Annotated in this window: 19 protein-coding genes; 10 read left to right on the forward strand and 9 right to left on the reverse strand. The window is 69.2% G+C overall.

Annotation, left to right across the window (positions count from 1 at the left end; genetic code table 11):
* Positions 1-815 precede the first annotated feature (815 nt).
* Entirely contained in the window at positions 816-1,328 is a 513-nt protein-coding gene (locus AB0J87_RS60555; protein WP_363984552.1) for a MarR family winged helix-turn-helix transcriptional regulator, read from the forward strand.
* Positions 1,329-1,381: 53 nt separating this feature from the next.
* Positions 1,382-2,542, forward strand: a complete 1,161-nt coding sequence (locus tag AB0J87_RS60560; RefSeq protein ID WP_363984554.1) for an MFS transporter — start codon at positions 1,382-1,384, stop codon at positions 2,540-2,542.
* Positions 2,543-2,658: 116 nt separating this feature from the next.
* Here the strand turns inward: AB0J87_RS60560 and AB0J87_RS60565 are convergent, their stop codons facing one another.
* From AB0J87_RS60565 to AB0J87_RS60580, 4 genes are all read right to left on the reverse strand, one after another.
* Positions 2,659-3,054, reverse strand: a complete 396-nt coding sequence (locus AB0J87_RS60565; protein WP_363984556.1) for a hypothetical protein — start codon at positions 3,052-3,054, stop codon at positions 2,659-2,661.
* A 91-nt stretch (positions 3,055-3,145) separates the two neighbouring features.
* Positions 3,146-3,808, reverse strand: coding sequence for a site-specific integrase (locus AB0J87_RS60570; protein ID WP_363984558.1), 663 nt, complete (start codon positions 3,806-3,808; stop codon positions 3,146-3,148).
* Complete coding sequence (locus AB0J87_RS60575) at positions 3,727-3,948, reverse strand: hypothetical protein (RefSeq protein WP_363984560.1); 222 nt, start codon at positions 3,946-3,948, stop codon at positions 3,727-3,729. The genes AB0J87_RS60570 and AB0J87_RS60575 overlap by 82 nt, the downstream gene beginning before the upstream one ends.
* Positions 3,949-3,967: 19 nt before the next feature.
* Complete coding sequence (locus tag AB0J87_RS60580; protein WP_363984562.1) at positions 3,968-4,564, reverse strand: TetR/AcrR family transcriptional regulator C-terminal domain-containing protein; 597 nt, start codon at positions 4,562-4,564, stop codon at positions 3,968-3,970.
* A 128-nt stretch (positions 4,565-4,692) separates the two neighbouring features.
* Here AB0J87_RS60580 and AB0J87_RS60585 point away from each other — a divergent pair, with 128 nt between their 5' ends.
* The 4 genes from AB0J87_RS60585 (at position 4,693) to AB0J87_RS60600 (ending at position 8,264) form a co-directional block, all read left to right on the forward strand.
* Positions 4,693-4,890 carry a ferredoxin gene (locus AB0J87_RS60585; RefSeq protein ID WP_363984564.1) on the forward strand — a complete coding sequence of 66 codons (198 nt, stop codon included), beginning with the start codon at positions 4,693-4,695 and terminating at the stop codon, positions 4,888-4,890.
* Positions 4,887-6,089 carry an FAD-dependent oxidoreductase gene (locus AB0J87_RS60590; RefSeq protein WP_363984566.1) on the forward strand — a complete coding sequence of 401 codons (1,203 nt, stop codon included), beginning with the start codon at positions 4,887-4,889 and terminating at the stop codon, positions 6,087-6,089. Before AB0J87_RS60585 ends, AB0J87_RS60590 begins: the two co-directional genes overlap by 4 nt.
* A gap of 215 nt (positions 6,090-6,304) precedes the next feature.
* Positions 6,305-7,372: a cytochrome P450 gene (locus AB0J87_RS60595; RefSeq protein ID WP_363984568.1), complete on the forward strand. Its 1,068-nt coding sequence runs from the start codon at positions 6,305-6,307 to the stop codon at positions 7,370-7,372.
* A 154-nt stretch (positions 7,373-7,526) separates the two neighbouring features.
* Positions 7,527-8,264, forward strand: coding sequence for an SDR family oxidoreductase (locus AB0J87_RS60600; RefSeq protein WP_363984569.1), 738 nt, complete (start codon positions 7,527-7,529; stop codon positions 8,262-8,264).
* A gap of 381 nt (positions 8,265-8,645) precedes the next feature.
* Here AB0J87_RS60600 and AB0J87_RS60605 read toward each other — a convergent pair whose 3' ends face one another.
* Positions 8,646-8,945 (reverse strand): DUF4193 domain-containing protein, encoded by a 300-nt coding sequence (locus AB0J87_RS60605; protein ID WP_363984571.1) that lies wholly within the window; start codon positions 8,943-8,945, stop codon positions 8,646-8,648.
* 1,083 nt (positions 8,946-10,028) lie between these two features.
* Here AB0J87_RS60605 and AB0J87_RS60610 point away from each other — a divergent pair.
* Positions 10,029-10,583 (forward strand): hypothetical protein, encoded by a 555-nt coding sequence (locus AB0J87_RS60610; protein ID WP_363984573.1) that lies wholly within the window; start codon positions 10,029-10,031, stop codon positions 10,581-10,583.
* A gap of 504 nt (positions 10,584-11,087) precedes the next feature.
* Here the strand turns inward: AB0J87_RS60610 and AB0J87_RS60615 are convergent.
* From AB0J87_RS60615 to AB0J87_RS60625, 3 genes are read right to left on the reverse strand one after another with little or no spacing between them, the layout of a single operon-like run.
* A complete protein-coding gene (locus AB0J87_RS60615; RefSeq protein ID WP_363984575.1) occupies positions 11,088-11,672 on the reverse strand; it encodes a hypothetical protein in 585 nt (194 codons plus the stop codon).
* The gene (locus AB0J87_RS60620) at positions 11,662-12,237 is read right to left on the reverse strand and encodes an NAD(P)H-dependent oxidoreductase (RefSeq protein WP_363984577.1); all 576 of its coding nucleotides are present in this window, start codon (positions 12,235-12,237) and stop codon (positions 11,662-11,664) included. Before AB0J87_RS60620 ends, AB0J87_RS60615 begins: the two co-directional genes overlap by 11 nt.
* Positions 12,234-12,893 carry a dihydrofolate reductase family protein gene (locus tag AB0J87_RS60625; protein WP_363984579.1) on the reverse strand — a complete coding sequence of 220 codons (660 nt, stop codon included), beginning with the start codon at positions 12,891-12,893 and terminating at the stop codon, positions 12,234-12,236. Before AB0J87_RS60625 ends, AB0J87_RS60620 begins: the two co-directional genes overlap by 4 nt.
* Before the next feature lie 116 nt (positions 12,894-13,009).
* Between AB0J87_RS60625 and AB0J87_RS60630 the strand changes: the two genes are divergently transcribed.
* Positions 13,010-13,879, forward strand: a complete 870-nt coding sequence (locus AB0J87_RS60630; RefSeq protein ID WP_363984581.1) for a LysR family transcriptional regulator — start codon at positions 13,010-13,012, stop codon at positions 13,877-13,879.
* A 24-nt stretch (positions 13,880-13,903) separates the two neighbouring features.
* Here the strand turns inward: AB0J87_RS60630 and AB0J87_RS60635 are convergent, their stop codons facing one another.
* Positions 13,904-14,059, reverse strand: coding sequence for a hypothetical protein (locus AB0J87_RS60635; RefSeq protein ID WP_363984583.1), 156 nt, complete (start codon positions 14,057-14,059; stop codon positions 13,904-13,906).
* 446 nt (positions 14,060-14,505) lie between these two features.
* On the opposite strand from AB0J87_RS60635, the gene AB0J87_RS60640 reads away from it, so the two are divergent.
* Entirely contained in the window at positions 14,506-14,796 is a 291-nt protein-coding gene (locus tag AB0J87_RS60640) for a hypothetical protein (RefSeq protein ID WP_363984585.1), read from the forward strand.
* A gap of 147 nt (positions 14,797-14,943) precedes the next feature.
* Positions 14,944-15,372, forward strand: a complete 429-nt coding sequence (locus AB0J87_RS60645) for a LamG domain-containing protein (RefSeq protein ID WP_363984586.1) — start codon at positions 14,944-14,946, stop codon at positions 15,370-15,372.
* Positions 15,373-15,496 lie beyond the last annotated feature (124 nt).

The following is a 15,496-nucleotide window of genomic DNA, read 5'->3' on the forward strand; positions in this document are numbered from 1 at the left end:
CGCCCGATCACGGCCGGTTGTGCCTTCCTGGCGTCTCGGTGCTGCCCCTGATCGCCACGGTGGTCACCTTCGCGGTGACGGTGAGCATGGGCTGCGCTACCTTGACGCTGGTGACCGTACTCGCCGACGAGGGAATCGCCGCGGTACGCCGTCGATCGCGACCGCAACGCCCTCATCGCCTGCTGGAGCCCCCGGGCGGGGGACACTGCGGTCAACTCCCCGAAGCGTGCCGGCAGTGCTATACCCATCTGGTCAACGCCGCCGACAGCCACGAGCCCGACTCTGAACGCTGGCGCCGGCAAGGCCCGGGCGCTTGGACCGGTAGGTCCGCCGGCGCGTCACCAGGGCACGGTGCCGGCGCAGCAACGTCGCGGGAGTGACGAAGACATCCCACGACGGGCGAGGAAGCAACCGCGACAAGGCCGCGAGCACGACCCGATCCCCCGGATGAAGATCGGGCCGGTTCACTTGACGGCGCAATACGGCAACCTGGTGGCGAAGCACCACGATCTCCGCGACCCAGCAGGACCAGGAGCTGAAAGACACGCCCGAGGATGAGGTAGAGGGAGGACCACAACACCGTCAGCAGGATGCCCGAGGCCTCATCACGCTCGAGCCACGAACCCCCACGTCAACCTCGGGCTGAGTTTCCGCACCCCCACACCGTAGCGGGGAGGCGGGTCTGCTGTTCGGGGTGTGGCTGCACACCGCGGCCCGCGCCGAGCATCGCGGCGCCGGCGGCGACGCAGAGGGCGCTTGTCCTGGGTCGACTGTTGCGAGACGTTTGGATTTGTCCGTCAGGTAATGAATGACTCATGCATGCCGACAATGTATTGAGCGCCTGGATCATGGAGTCCCATGACGACCTGCGGGCCGCCGCAGACCGGACGGGGGTCGGCTTCCGGGAGCTGAGCGCGCTCAGTCTGCTGGCCGGGCATGAGAACTGCTCCCTCGAATGGCTACGGCCACGAGTCGGGCTGACCCAGTCGGGAACCGTGCGGCTGATGGACCGGCTGGAGGTCCTCGGCCTGGCCGTACGCGGTCCCGCCACCGCCAGGACCTCTCGGCTGTCCATCACTCCCCGCGGGTTGGAGGTCCTGCGCGCCTGGTACCAGGAACGCGCCGCCGCCTTCGCACACGCCACCAGCGGCCTGCGCGAGGACCAGCGGGAGCAACTCGCCGCCCTGCTGGACACCGCCCTGCGCAACCGCCATCGCACTCGCCCGCAGGCCGACACCGCCTGCCGTACCTGCGACTGGCCCGCCTGCGGCACAAACTGCCCCGTGGACCACTCCGCAGGAGCGGGCGCAGAGGCGAGAGAGCAGTGAGCGCCGCATCGGTCACCGCTCAAAAGTCCGCGGCAGCCCGGGTCCCAGCTCGAATGCGAGCGGTGGCCGGGGCCTGGGTCGCCGCCTCCACAGCCGACAGCTTGCTGATCTATGTCGTGCTGTGGGCTGCGGGACCACAGGGATGGAGCGGCGTGCAGACCGCCTTCGCCGTGCTCGCCCTGCGGCTGCCTGCCCTGCTGGGCGGGGTCGTCGGAGGCCGGGCCATCGACCGATACGGTCCACGGCTGCCGTTCCTGGCCGATCTGGTGACCAGGGCTGCGCTGCTGGGAATTCTGGCGGCCTACGGCTGGTCAGGCGACCTTCCGCTCCTCCCCTTGCTGGTACTGGGTGCGGCGTGCGGCGCCCTGTCCCCGATCAGCTACTCCTGCGTGCGGGTCTGTGTGCCGTTGCTGGTCCCCCAAGGCGCGCGCACCCGGGCGAACGCCTTGATGGCGGTCGGCGACCAGCTTCCTCTGGTGCTCGGCGCACTGCTGACCGCGTCCCTGCTGGGGTTCCTCGGTCTGGGCCCCAGCCTGGCGGGCGCCGCGGCCCTCCTTCTTGCCGCAGCCGCCTTCGCCCCCGTCCTTCCGATGCGGCAGGCGCGGGCGACCGTACCGGAGGCGGACCTGCAGAAGGCGGACCTACGGGAGGCGTCGCCGTGGCGGTCGAGCCGAATCCGCACCCTCGTCGCCCTGTCCGTGGTGTACTACGCGGCCTACGGGCCATTCGAGTCGGTATTGCCGGAATTTGTCCGTGACCGGCTGGACGGCAACCCCGTGACCTACAGCATGCTGTGGGTGTTGTTCGGGACCGGCGCTCTGGCGGCCCTGCCGCTGGCACCACGGCTCGCGCGGCGGCGGCCCGGATTGGTCAACGGGCTCGGCGCCACCCTGTGGGGGGCGGTTACCCTGCCGCTCGCCCTGCTGCATGACATTCCAGCCGCCGCCGCACTGTTCGCTGTGTCCGGCCTGGTGTGGGGCCCGTATACGGCGGTTGAGGCGACCGCGCTCCAGCGCTGGGCTCATCCCAACTGGCACGGTCGGCTCTTCGGCACCCAGCGAGCCCTGTTGATGGCCGCTTCCCCGCTGGGCGCGGCCGCTGGCGCCATCCTGCTCGACCATTCGCCTCCGGCGGCGATCCTGGCCGGCAGCGCTGCCGCTTGCGCCGTCGCCGGCCTCGTGGCCCTTGCCCACCCGGCCATGCGCCGCGCATAGCGGCCGAGCCAGTTGGGCCAGCCGTCGTGGCGTTGAGGAACGGTGTAGCCAGGCGCGGCATCCGCTGGGGATGAGGCGGCGGACTGGTGGTCGGCATTGTCCATGGCGTGTCGTTGTCAGATGTCGTGTTCGATCACTGCGCGCGGTGGTGGGATGTGTTCGGCGGCGAGGCCTCTGCGATCGAGACCGGTGTGAGGGCATGAGGGGCCGTGCGCGGTGAAGGCCGCTCCCGTTTCCGCGCTCATGATCGGGAAGAACTTCCTGGCCTCTGGGGATTGCCCCGAGGTGGCCCAGGCGTACGCCGGTCCGTCGCGCAGCGCGCGGAGGATCAGGCGGCGGCCGCGCCCGCGGCGCTGCCACTCCGGGTCGATGGAGATCTTGTTGATGCTGCCGCAGCGGCACTCGTCGCAGACCTGCCAGACCAGGCGGGCGATGTCGTGGTCGTCGGGATCGTAGACGTAGATTTCGCGCAGCCCGGCTGGACGTGTGGGCGGGTGGTAGACGAAGCGCAACGGGGCGTGCGGCGTAGTGATACGGGCTCACCACCAGCGAAGACGGGACACCCGCTGGACTCGAATCGGGCTTCGGTCACGAGGCATGCGATCATCCTGCGGACGGTATGAGGTCGGGGTCAGTGTCGCCGGCGAGCGCGACGGCGACGGCTTCGGTGCTGGGCTGGACGTGGATGCCCAGGGTGCGCAGGTTCCGGTGGCCGGACAACGTCATGAGCATGGAGGAGGACCAGCCGTCCTCGCCCAGGTGGGTCAGCCGGGAGTGGCGCAGCTGGTGCAGGGTGTAGCCGGCCGCGGTCGGGTCGATGTGCTTGGTGGCCTGTTTGAACAGGTACTCGGCGCGTTCGTAGGACAGCCGGGCGCGGCCGGTGACCGGGCACAGATCGGCTCCGGCGGGTGTACGGGCCGGACCGGGCCGCCGGTCGGTCAGGAAGACCGGGCCGCGGGCACGAGCGGCGAGCAGGCGGGGCAGCAGCCGGGCGGTGCCGGACTGCCACAGGATCCAGTCGATGCTGCCGCCCTTGCGGCGTACGCGGCCGCGCTTGGCCTCCAGCACGAGGTCGCCGACGTCGAGGCCGAGGACCTCGGCAGAGCGGGCCGCGCTCTCGTACAGCAGCCGGAAGAGGGTCTTGTCCCGGAGCGGCAGGTCGCGGCGCTGCCACAGGGCCTCGATCAGGTGCCGGTGATGGCCTTGGTGGTGTCGGCGTTCTCCCGGCGTCGTTCGATCAGCACGGCCAGATCGTTCATGCTCCACCGCGCGGCGGCCCAGGTGGTGAAGGAGCGCAGGGCGGAGCGGTGGCGGTTCCAGGTGCGGGCGGCCGTGTCCTGCCACGCCGCGGTGAAGACCGCTGCCGTCTGCTCGGCCGCCAGATCGCTCAGCAGGGCGTTGCTCATCCTCCTCCCGAGCATGCGTTCAGAAGGACGGGCCGGTGACAAGGAGGGGCCAGGTCAGGGCGGCCATCTCGGCCGGGGTGCGCGGGCAACCGCGCTCGAGCCAGTCGGTGGCCACGCCGAGGAGCGCGCCGGCGATGAACGCGGCGGGCACGTCGTGCGGGATGTCGGCCGAGGAGACGCTGTCCGGCGCGGCGCCGGCTTTCCGGCGTACGGCGACGTGGACGGTGGTGGTGATGCGGCTGCGGACGTGGCCGATGACGCGGGGGCTGCCCTGGTTGCCCAGCAGGCTGCGGAAGAGGCCGGCGTGCTCGCCGAGGATCTCGAAGAAGGCAACGAGGGAGCAGGCGGGGTCGGCCTCGGCGGGGTCGAAGGTGGGGAGTGACTCGATGAGGTTGTCAATCGTCGAGGTGCAGGCCGCCTCGGCCAGTTCGTGCACGTTCCGGTAGTGGTCGTAGAAGGTTGTGCGGTTCACCCCGGCCTGTTCGGTCACGTCCGCGACGCTGATCTGCTCCAGATCCCGTTCCTCGGTGAGTCGGATCAGCGCGTTGTGCAGGGCCGCGTGAGTGCGGCGAACGCGGCGGTCGACGGCCGGGGTGCCGTGGTGCGTCGTGGCCATGGCCGCCACTCTACATTAGCCGACACAAGTTGTTTTACCGACAGGTGTCGGCTAACTTGTGCCCGGGGTTTCCCCTTCGATTCACAGACAGAACCTGACATGAGGCTCGGTCCACAGAGAGAACCCACATGAAGATCACCATCGACGAACCCAAGTGCCTGGCCTCCGGGCAGTGCCTCCTGATCGCACCCGAGGTCTTCGACCAGCGCGACGAGGACGGCATGGTCGCCCTGCTCACCGAGACACCTGAGCCCGGCCTGCACCAGGCCGTCCGCGAGTCGGCCCTGGCCTGTCCGGCCGCCGCCATCCACCTGGCGGAGTCGTGAACCGGATCGCGCTGGTCGGTGCGTCGGCCGGAGGGCTGACCACAGCGGAAGCGCTGCGCAGGGGCGGCTTTCAAGGGGTGATCACGCTCGTGGGAGACGAGCGGCACCTGCCCTACGACCGGCCGCCGTTGTCGAAGCAGATCCTCACGGGGGCGTGGGAGCCGGACCGGCTCGCCCTGCGCGGGCAGGCCGACATCGACGCCCTGGACCTGGACCTGCGGCTGGGAGTCCGCGCGGCCGGGCTGGACAGCGCAGCCCAGGCGCTGCTGCTGGCCGACGGCACCCAGCTGCCGTACGACTCGCTGGTCGTGGCGACCGGCGTGCGGGCCCGCCGGCTGTCCGGCACCGAAGGCGTGGCCGGGGTGCACACACTGCGCACCCTGGCCGATGCGCTGGCGCTGAAGGCGCGACTGCGCGCAGGGCGGCGGCTGGTGGTCGTCGGCGCCGGGTTCCTCGGTGCCGAAGTGGCCGCCGTCGCGCGGGGGCTCGGGGTGGAGGTGACGCTGCTGGAGGCCGATCCGGTTCCGCTGGCGCAGGCCGTCGGCGAGCCGGCCGGGCGGTTCCTGTCGCGGCTTCATCGTGACCAGGGCGTGCGGGTGCGCACGGGCATCAGGGTGGCCGGCGTGCTCCAGTCCGGTGGTGAGGTCGCCGGTGTCGCCCTGGCCGACGGGAGCGTACTGCCGGCCGACGACGTGCTGGTGGCCGTCGGGTCGGTGCCCAACACCGAATGGCTGGCCGACAGCGCTCTCACCGTCGGCGACGGGCTGGTGTGCGACCGCTACGGCGCGGCCGCGCCCGGCGTGTACGGCGTCGGGGACGTGGCGTGCTGGCACAACCCGCTGTTCGGCACGACGATGCGCGTCGAGCACCGCACCAACGCCGCTGAGCAGGCCCTCGCCGTCGCCCACAACCTGCTCACCCCGCAGGCCCAGCGGCCATGCGCGCCCGTGCCGTACTTCTGGTCCGACCAGTACGGCACCAGGGTCCAGGCCCACGGATACCTGCGCGGCCACGACGAAGCGCTCGTCCTGGACAGCGGTGTGACGCAGCGCCGGCTCCTGGTGCTCTACCGCCGCGCGGACCGGCTCACCGGCGTGCTCGCCGTGGGCAAGCCGCCCAAGGTGCTGCGCGCCTGGCGGGCGCTGATCGCCTCCGGCGTCGCCTGGGACACGGCCGTCTCCGGCACGGCCGCCGCGTGACACCCCCTCCCCCGCTTTCCCCTCTTCTTCTCGTGCAAGGAGCGATCCATGACCACGGCGTCCGACGCGACCGACCCCATCGACCGCACCGACCGCACCGCTCTGCCGCCCTACCCCGGCGTGCGATCCGGGCGCTGTCCCTTCGACCACCGGCCGCCTACGCCGACTGGCGCGACGGCGAGGGCCTGCGGCGGGCGCTGTGGCGCGGCCGGCCGATGTGGATCGCAACCCGGTTCGACGACATCCGGGCCGCTCTGAGCGACCCGCGGCTCAGCGCGGACGACCGCACGCCCGGCTTTCCCATCCCGAACGCCTCCGGCCCGGACGTGGCCCAGGCCTTCATCCGGATGGACGACCCGGAACACATCCGCCTGCGCCGGATGCTCACCGGCGAGTTCACCGTCAAGCAGATGGAGCGGCTGCGCTCGCCGATCCAGGAGCAGGTCGACCATTTCCTGGAGCAGATGATCAGCCAGGGACCGCCGGCGGATCTGGTGAGCGCTTACGCCTTCCCGATCCCGTCCATGGTGATCTCCCTGCTACTCGGCGTGCCATACGAGGACCACGCCTTCTTCCAGGAGCACAGCGCCACCATCGTCACGGCCGACATCACGCAAGAGCAACAGCAGGCCGCCGCCGCGGCGCTGGCCGGCTACCTGCACGAGCTGCTGGCACGCAAGGAACGCGAGCCCGCCGACGACCTGATCAGCCGGCAGCTCCAGCGGGTCACCGCGGGCGAGCTCAGCCGCGAGAGCGTGGTGTCCAACGGCATCACGCTGCTGGTCGCCGGGCACGAGACCACGGCCAACATGATCGCCCTCGGCACCCTGGCCCTGCTGGAGAACCCGGAGCAGCTCGACCGCCTCCGCGCCGCCGACGACCCGGCCGTGGTGGCGAACACGGCCGAGGAACTGCTGCGCTATCTGACCATCGTCCAGGACGGGGTGCTGCGCGTCGCCACCGAGAACGTCACCATCGGCGGGCAGCTGGTCCAGGCCGGTGAATCCGTGCTCATGAGCCTGCCCGCCGGCAACCGCGACCCGGCCTTCTCCGCCGACCCCGACACCTTCGACCCCGACCGCAACACCCGCGGCCACCTCGCCTTCGGCTACGGCACCCACCAGTGCCTCGGCCAGCCCCTGTCCCGCGTGGAACTGCAGATCGCCCTGCCCGCCCTGCTGCGCCGGCTGCCCGGCCTGCGGCTGGCGGTGCCGCTGGAGCAGATCACCTTCCGCAACAACACCATCACCTTCGGCCCTCACCGGCTGCCGGTCGCCTGGTGACCAGCACGGCAGCCGGCAGGCAAGCGGCCTGAAGAGGCGAGGCCGGGGACGACGCCGGGTGCACACCGCCGGCGAGCAGCCGGCCCCACGGCAACAGAGCGCAACAAACCCACCACCGTAGCGATCGCTACATGAAAAGTGAGGAGTGTCCCTCATGGGCAAGCTGAACGGCAAGACCGCGGTCATCACCGGAGGAAGCAGCGGGATCGGCCTGGCGACCGCCAAGACGTTCGTCGCCGAAGGCGCGTATGTGTACATCACCGGCCGCCGTGCGGAGGAGCTCGACAAGGCCCAGGCCGAGATCGGCCGCAACGTCACGAGCGTGCAGGGCGACATCTCCCGCCTGGAGGACCTCGACCGCCTGTGGCAGCAGGTCAAGGACGAAAGGGGCTCCGTCGACGTCATCGTCGCCAACGCCGCCCATGGCGAGCAGGCCACCCTGGCCCAAGCCACCCCCGAGCACTTCGACAGGGTCTTCGCCGTCACCGCCCGGGGCACGTTCTTCACCGTGCAGAAGGCGCTCGGGCTGCTCAATGACCACGGCTCGGTCATCCTGATCTCTTCGGGCGGGCACATGGACAGCACGCCCGACTACACCGCCTACTACGCCGCCAAGGCCGCCGTGCGCTCCTTCTCCCGCACCTGGGCGAGCGAGCTCAAAGACCGCGGTATCCGGGTCAACACGATCAGCCCCGGAGCCATCGACACCCCCGCGTTCGACGCAGCCGACGACCCCCAAGCCCTGCGCACTGCCCTGACCGCCACGGTCCCCATGGGCCGCATGGGCCGGCCCGAGGAGATCGCCGCCGCCGCGCTGTTCCTCGCCGCCGACGACAACCGCTTCACCACCGGAGCCGACCTCGTCGTCGACGGCGGCCAGACTCAGCTCTGACACCCGGCCGCAGCATCATGTGAGCCGCCTCCCAGGGACAGGACAGTGGACACCTCGCCGCTGGCGATCGAGCCGATGCAGACGACGGTCCAGAGCTCGCGGAGCAATCACGTGGCCATGTACGCAGAGCGGCAACGCTTGTATGCGAGTTTCGACACCGTCTGACCGCTGCACCGGCCGCGAGCGTTGGTGAGCTTGACGCAACACACCACAGGGCTACCGGCACAGGCGCGCCTGCGGCGCGCCACCCATGCGATCCATCGCCGAGCTCGCCCGCCTGCTGGGCCCCGCTCCGCGCTGGATGTGGAATCGTTCTTCACCGCCACCGAGTCAAGAACAGCGGCTGCGGGCGACGCGCACGTGGGTTCATCGTCGTCTCGGTCAGGCGGCGCACTCCAGGCAGATCTGCTGACCGTTCTTCCCGGCGGCGCGCTGGCTACGGTGGCGCACCAGGAAGCAGCGCGAGCAGGTGAACTCGTCGGCCTGAGGCGGGATCACCCGCACAGACAGCTCTTCGTCCGACAGATCCGCGCCAGGCAGTTCGATCGACTCGGCCAGTTCGGTCTCATCGACATCGATGCTGCCGGAGGAGGCGTTGGCGCGGTGGGTCTGGAGTTCTTGGAGGCTGTCCTCCCCGGAGTCGTCGTCCGTCTTGCGTGGGCTGTCGTAGTCGGTCGCCATGGTGCTCATCTGCCTCATCTCAAGGTCTTCGCGGGGCCGCCGCTCTTGTGCCCGATCCGCCGGGAGATTCCCATCCACGTCCCGCACGAATCCACAACGAACCTTCCGGTTCCGGACGGTTGGGAAGCTCGTGGCGGAGGAACTCCGCTGCGGGAAAACCACCGCGACATCATGGCGTCGATCGTGACCCGTCAGACGGTGCCGGGTGCTGACAAGCTGCTAGGGGCGCGGTGCGGCCGGTGGCGGCCAGGTGCGTCAGCGCCGAGTGACGCAACCGGTGCAGCGTTCAGCCGTCGCCGTGCGGGTCGAGCTCGGCGGAGGCGGTCTTGAACAGATGCTCGGCGCGGGTTGGACAGGCGGCCGCGGCCGGTGATGGGCCAGATGTCAGTGGCCGCGGGCGCGCGGCCCCCGGAGGCAGGAGCGCGCCGGTGGGCCAGGAACACCGGCCCGCGTGTGCGGCCTTGGGGAAGGCGGGGCTGCAGGCGGGCGGTGGCGGTGGCCCCGTGCACGTACACGATGGTGCCGCCCTTGCCGGGACCCGGGCGCGGCGGAACTTGGGGTCGAGGTCTCCTCCGGATCCTGCCTTCAGCCCTGGCCGGAGCACCACCATTCGACAATTCGCCCGCAAGGACGACACCGCGCTGAACCTCTATCTCGGCGGCCGCCTGTGCGCCCGTATCAGGGAGTTGACCTGTTACTTCGCTGTGTGCCGGATCCGCCGCGAGGCCCTCAAGCCGGGCTCCTTCCTCTGGATGAAGGGCGCCCCACGTTCCCGGAGAGCCAACCTTCACTGCGCCCGCGACCACCTCGCTATGACGTGCGCACGCCTGCGGCGCCAACCCCGGCCGTCGTGCGTGGTGTCGGTCGCCGGGTTCCGCGATCGCGGTGGGGCAGGGCGCGCGCCAAGTCGTATCCAAGTTGTCCCCATGTTCTGGGAGAGCAGCTTCAGGTGCTTTCCAAGTCCGTTTCCTTACTGTCAAGCAGGCACTGAGGACACCGCTTCCGCAAGAGACCGGACCTTGGAACGGTTTCTCAACAGGGCCGGACATGTCGTAAGGACACTCGTGAGGAAAGGACGATCAGATGAACTTCAATACGGCAGCGCGTGCCGGCGCGGCCGCAGCGGTGATGACCGCGGCATTGTTCTGCGTACCGACCGCGGCCGTGGCCGACGAGCCGTCGACCACGGTCGAGTCGATCACGGTCGAGCTGACGGCCACTGGCTCCGTGCCCTACTACGAATCCTGTACCGACACGGACATCTATGGAGTGGCGGCCGGTGAGGGCAGCATTTACCGGAACGCCGGCAACTACCAGGTGTGCACATACGTCAGCAGCGGTGTGTCGCTCAACCCGTGGGCGAAGGGCCTTGGCACCGCGTACAACGCCACCGCGGCAACGCACATCCGTTCGCAGTCCTATGGGGAGGGGACTCCCCGAGTCCTGAAGTCGAAATGCACGTACTGGATGCCCGCCGGTCCGAACCGTTCGGCGCTGATCTCCATGATCGTGCAGACGTACCAGGTCAAGCTGGTCTACAAGTACGCCGACGGACACATCGAGGTCGCCGACACCACTCAGGGGACGTATTCCGGCAACAAGAGCGTCTCATGGAACCCCGGCTGCTGGACGAGATGACGCCGGAGTCAGCAGGTGGAACCCTCGATGTAAGGCCGGCGAACGGGGCCGGCGCAGTGAGGTCATGTCTGTCAGAAGGGGACGGTTGATGGCTACAGCCGCATCAGAGGGTGGCCTCGCCCCGCTGACGGGCTTCAGCGACGCGCAACGCCGGGCGGCGATCGAGCGCCGGCGGCTGCTTCGGCCCCACCTCGAAGAAGGTGTCCCCCTTTCCCAGCTCGCCGCCTCCTTGTGGCGGTGGCCGTGGTGGTGATGCCGGACACGGAGCAGTACGGGTCCGGGTGGAGGCTTCGATGGGGAGCCAGTCGGCCAGGCCAACCGGGCACTGTTGCGTTCGCGGGACATCGACCAGATCGCCAAGAGCGGCGCGCGCAGGAGAAGGCCCTGGGCGAGCGGTTGCCGGCAACCAAGCGGGTGCCGGTCTGCCCGCACTGCAGCCTCGTCCTACGGCTTCACAGCCGACCACGGAGCACGGGAGAAGGCTCATCCCGGCCGTGGTCCTGGTTACTGCGCGTCCCGGGGCACGTCCTCGGGGTTGTCCCAGCCGGAGACGAACCACTGGGTTTCGCCGGTGGCGAGGTCGTACGACCGGCGTTTGATCGTGCCGATGTTGCCACCGTAGACGTGGATCCCGACAGTGGGTTCGCTGCCGACGGCAGCGACGGCATGGACATCGTCGTCGGTGGTGCAACAGACGGTCACCTGCCCCGGCGCCCACCGCGTTTCGCCGGCCGGCGTCAGCGGCGTGCCCGCGGTGGACGCCGTCGGCTTGAGGTAGCGGAACTCGTGTTCGACTCCCGCGTAGATGCCGGCGACCCCCCACGTCTCGTGCGAATGTACGCCGGTCCGCTGGCCCACGTCCCAGACCACCGACGCCATCAACCAGCTGTCGTCGGGAGCGATGTAGAGCGGATACGTCACGTGACGCGCGGACGATGCTCGCGTGGCCTCTACCGGCAGCCGGTAACCGCCGGCCAGGAGAGCCGACAGCAGCTCGGCGACCCGCGCCGTGATCTCGTGCTCGTCGTCGGTGCTGCTCACCACGAGTCCTACGTCGTCGATGAACGTCCGCAGGCGATCAGGCTTCACAGCGCTCTCCTGTCCGCAGTGGCTTCAGCGCCGCGCTCCAGGCGAGGACCTGGTCCAGCAGGGTGGTGAGAGTGTCCTCGTGGCGTCCGGCCGGGCGGAAGACCGTGAAGTCCTCGAAATCGGTGAACAGCGACAGCTCCACCTGCGCGCTGACGTGGGCGACCTGAAGGCAGCTCATCACCAGCCGCAGGTGCTCGATGGCACGGGCGCCGCCGGCGCTTCCGTAGCCGACGAACCCGACCGCCTTGTTGGTCCACTCCGCGTACAGAAAGTCGATCGCGTTCTTCAGCGGGCCGGGTGCCGAGTGGTTGTACTCGGGTGTCACGAACACGTAGGCGTCGAACGAGGCGATCTTGGCTGCCCACGTGTGGGTGTGCGGCCGGGTGTACCGGCCCGTGATCGCCGGCATCGGCTCGTCCAGGGGTGGAAGCGGGAAGTCGGCCAGGTCCACCACCTCGAACCTGGCGTCGCCGCGCTTGACCGCAAGATCATGGACCCAGCCGGCGACCGCCTCACCGTTGCGTCCGGGGCGGGTGCTGCCCATGATGATCGCTACGTCGATCATGATGAAGCACCCGGCAAGACCCGGTACTTGAGGTGGGTGACGCCGGGCGCCTCGACGGCCCGGATCTGCTCAAGCCGTACGTTCGCGCCCCCGAGGTTGTCGAGGAGGCGAGAACCGCCACCGAGCAACACCGGAACGACGTGCAGTTCGAGCTCGTCCAGCAGTCCCGCCGCCAGGTACTGCTGAACGACCTGGCCGCCGCCCCACAGCATGACGTCCTTGCCGCCGGCGGCCTTCTTCGCATGATCGAGCGCGGACTCGATTCCGTCGGTGACGAAGTGGTACGTGGTCTCTCCCTCCATCTCCACCGGCTCACGCGAGTGATGGGTGAGGACGAACACGGGGTAGTGGAAGGCCGGGTTCTCACCCCACCAGCCCTTCCACTGCCCGTCGCCCCAGGCGCCACCGCCGATGGGGCCGAACATGTTCCTGCCCATCACGCCGGCGCCAAGGTTGGCGATCGCCTCCTCGAAGACCGGTGTGCTCTCGTTCACCTCGCCGCCCTGACCGCCGTGGGCTCGGCGGAAGGCGGCCAGCGGAACCACCCAGTCGTGGAGCCGGTCGCCACCCTCGCCGAGCGGGTTCTCCTCGCTCTGGTTCGGGCCGGCGACGAAACCGTCCAGTGAGATCGAGATGTGACACCTGAGCTTGCTCATCGTTCCTCCGGTATCGGCTCGGCGCCGCTGTCCGGCGCCTCACCAGAGAGCATGGCCGGATCGGCAGATGACGTCTAATGCCAATACTTCGAACTTCATATGGATATTCTGAATATGTGCTGAACCTGGTCCATCTCAAGGTGCTGGCCGCCGTGGCGCGACACGGGTCCGTGACCGAAGCGGCGAGAGAGCTGCACTACTCGCAGCCGTCGGTGAGTCATTACCTGTCCCGCCTCGAAGCGGCCACGGGTGTCAAGCTCGTCCAGCGGGTGGGTCGTGGGATCCGACTGACCCCGGAGGGACAACTGCTGGCCAGCCGCGCCACCGAGATCGTGGGACGGGTCGACGCGGCGACCAACGAGCTCGCGGCGCAGGTCGGTTTGCGGACGGGACGGGTTCGGCTGGCCGCCAACGCGTCGCCGCTGAGCACGATCGTGCCGAAGGCGGCCGCCTCCTTGGACCAGGCGCATCCGGGGCTTGAGCTGATCCTGATCGACCGCCATCCGGTCGAAGCGCTCCAGATGTTGCGGCAGGGCGAGATCGACGTCGCCCTCATCTTCCGGTACGCCGGCGCTCCGGCCGAGGAGGAGGACGAGGGATTCCGCCTGGTCCACATCGGCGACGACCCGGTCTACCTCGTGAGCCGGCGACCCGACGACGACATCGCGAACCATCGCCACTCCGCATGGATCGGCGGCTGCGAACGGTGCCAGAACGAGCTGATCAACCTGTGCCGGCGAAAAGGCTTCACTCCACGCATCGCATCACTCAGCGACGACATGGTCGTCGTGCAAGCCCTTGTCGCCGTCGGCAAAGGCGTCACCACCCTGCCCGGACTCGCGCTACAAGCCCACCGCCGGCCCGACGTCCACGCCACCGAGATCACCGGCTTCACCCGCCGGCTCTACGCCGTCACCTACGGCGATCCACCCGACCCACCCGCCACCCTCGCGCTGATCCAGGCCCTCCAGGACGCCGCCCGGTAGAGAGCCGGTCCGGCGAGCGGGCTGCTACGAGATGATCTGCCAGGGACGCATGATCTCGTTGTCCTCGTGTTCCAGCGTGTGGCAGTGCCGGATGTAGGTGGCGGGGAACGAGGTGCCCGTGCCGGGGATGCCGTCGATGGGCGGTGGTACGTCGAAGCGCAGGGCGATCCGGGTGACCATGCCGGGAGGGGTGACGATGGCGTCCTCCAGCCTTCCTCCTCCGCCGCCGGGAGTGTCACCGGGCCGTTGAGGTAGCGGGTGAGCACGGGTTTGGTCGCGGGCACGCGTCCCCGGGCGATCCATGCCTTGCAGGCCTTCAGGTAAGCGGGGCCGCGTCCATGGCGATGACCTGCGGCGACGCGCTCCACGGAAGCAGACAAAATCTAGGCACTGTCGTGTTACCGGTCAGTAGGGGGCGGGAGTCCGGCTGGCGCGCAGGGTCGACACCGAATAACAGAGCACGTGCTCCATAAAGCGTGTATCGTTGACGACGTCCCGCTGAGGCGGGAGCCAGGAGTTCCTGGTGCGCGCACACCCCTGTCGGACCCGCTCCTGCCCGTGATGATCACGGCGTTCCACGTCGCCGTCCCATGTCGGGGACGGCGCACAAGCGGAAGGACGTGTAGTTGACCAGCAAACTGGCGGCCGTTTCGGGGATCGTGCTGATCGCAGGCGGCCTGCTCACCGGCCTCGGTGCCCCAGCCAGCGCGACCGGTCCCTGCGGCGGCGGCTACAACAGAGTCGGCGTGTACGCCATCCCGGAGAGCGGCACCAGGGTCGGCACCCTGGAGGTCTACTACAACTCCAGTTCGGGCAAGAACTGCGCACTCACCTACGGCTACGGCTCCACGGCGGGAACCGCCACCGACAAGCAAGTGGGCATCAGGCCTCGGCTCCCGGCAAGTGCATCGATGTAGAAGGAAGTGTCAAGAACGCAAAACGCTGGATGGGCGGTGTGCACTGCGGCTGACGATGCCCCTGGGGCGGGACTGCTGATGATCACAAGCGGTCCCACTCATACGTCTTTCGGTCCTGGGGAACCGCCGCGGGCACAGCCGCAGATTGTGTGTTCGCCGACGAGGTCGCCGACCTGGTCAACAGCGCCGCCGTGGCCCAGCCGGACGGCCGGGTTCCAGCTCGGCTTCGACAAGGAACAGCAGCGGTGGACCCTCGGCATGAGGGCCGCCGACACCGACACCGCCGCCCTCGTACGCACCCGCTCCGACGCCATCCCCAACCCGCTGGAGTGGACGCACGTCGCCGGCGTCTACGACGCGCTGGCCGGCGAGCTGCGCATCTACATCAACGGCCAGCTCTCGACCACCACCATCACGTCCCACGCGAGCGCGTGGAACGCCACCGGCCCGCTGCAGCTGGGCCGGACCAAGACTGCGGGCGCCTTCACCGGCTACTGGCCAGGAGCCGTGGACGACGTCCGCACGTATGACGGCGTGCTGAGCGCCGAGCAGATCGCTCAGCTGGCCGCCCACTAAATATCCACCCACCCCAGTAAGTCCAATCTGCACCCCGACTGGGAGAGGTTCATGGACCTGCCGAGTGAGTTAGACCTGCCCGAATCCCGCTGGAATCGACCTCACGAACCCGACGAACCCGACA

The sequence above is a fragment of the Nonomuraea sp. NPDC049625 genome (assembly GCF_040675285.1).
Classification (GTDB): Bacteria; Actinomycetota; Actinomycetes; order Streptosporangiales; family Streptosporangiaceae; genus Nonomuraea; species Nonomuraea angiospora_A.

What these genes read in the sequence shown, in the direction of transcription:
- AB0J87_RS60600 (WP_363984569.1), top strand. Translation starts at nt 7,527, where the DNA reads ATGGGCAAGCTGAACGGCAAGACCGCGGTCATCACCGGAGGAAGCAGC.
- AB0J87_RS60580 (WP_363984562.1), bottom strand. Translation starts at nt 4,564, where the DNA reads ATGGCCACGACGCACCACGGCACCCCGGCCGTCGACCGCCGCGTTCGC.
- AB0J87_RS60595 (WP_363984568.1), top strand. Translation starts at nt 6,305, where the DNA reads ATGTGGATCGCAACCCGGTTCGACGACATCCGGGCCGCTCTGAGCGAC.
- AB0J87_RS60560 (WP_363984554.1), top strand. Translation starts at nt 1,382, where the DNA reads ATGCGAGCGGTGGCCGGGGCCTGGGTCGCCGCCTCCACAGCCGACAGC.
- AB0J87_RS60620 (WP_363984577.1), bottom strand. Translation starts at nt 12,237, where the DNA reads ATGATCGACGTAGCGATCATCATGGGCAGCACCCGCCCCGGACGCAAC.
- AB0J87_RS60585 (WP_363984564.1), top strand. Translation starts at nt 4,693, where the DNA reads ATGAAGATCACCATCGACGAACCCAAGTGCCTGGCCTCCGGGCAGTGC.
- AB0J87_RS60605 (WP_363984571.1), bottom strand. Translation starts at nt 8,945, where the DNA reads ATGGCGACCGACTACGACAGCCCACGCAAGACGGACGACGACTCCGGG.
- AB0J87_RS60635 (WP_363984583.1), bottom strand. Translation starts at nt 14,059, where the DNA reads ATGGTCACCCGGATCGCCCTGCGCTTCGACGTACCACCGCCCATCGAC.
- AB0J87_RS60610 (WP_363984573.1), top strand. Translation starts at nt 10,029, where the DNA reads ATGAACTTCAATACGGCAGCGCGTGCCGGCGCGGCCGCAGCGGTGATG.
- AB0J87_RS60625 (WP_363984579.1), bottom strand. Translation starts at nt 12,893, where the DNA reads ATGAGCAAGCTCAGGTGTCACATCTCGATCTCACTGGACGGTTTCGTC.
- AB0J87_RS60555 (WP_363984552.1), top strand. Translation starts at nt 816, where the DNA reads ATGCATGCCGACAATGTATTGAGCGCCTGGATCATGGAGTCCCATGAC.
- AB0J87_RS60575 (WP_363984560.1), bottom strand. Translation starts at nt 3,948, where the DNA reads ATGAGCAACGCCCTGCTGAGCGATCTGGCGGCCGAGCAGACGGCAGCG.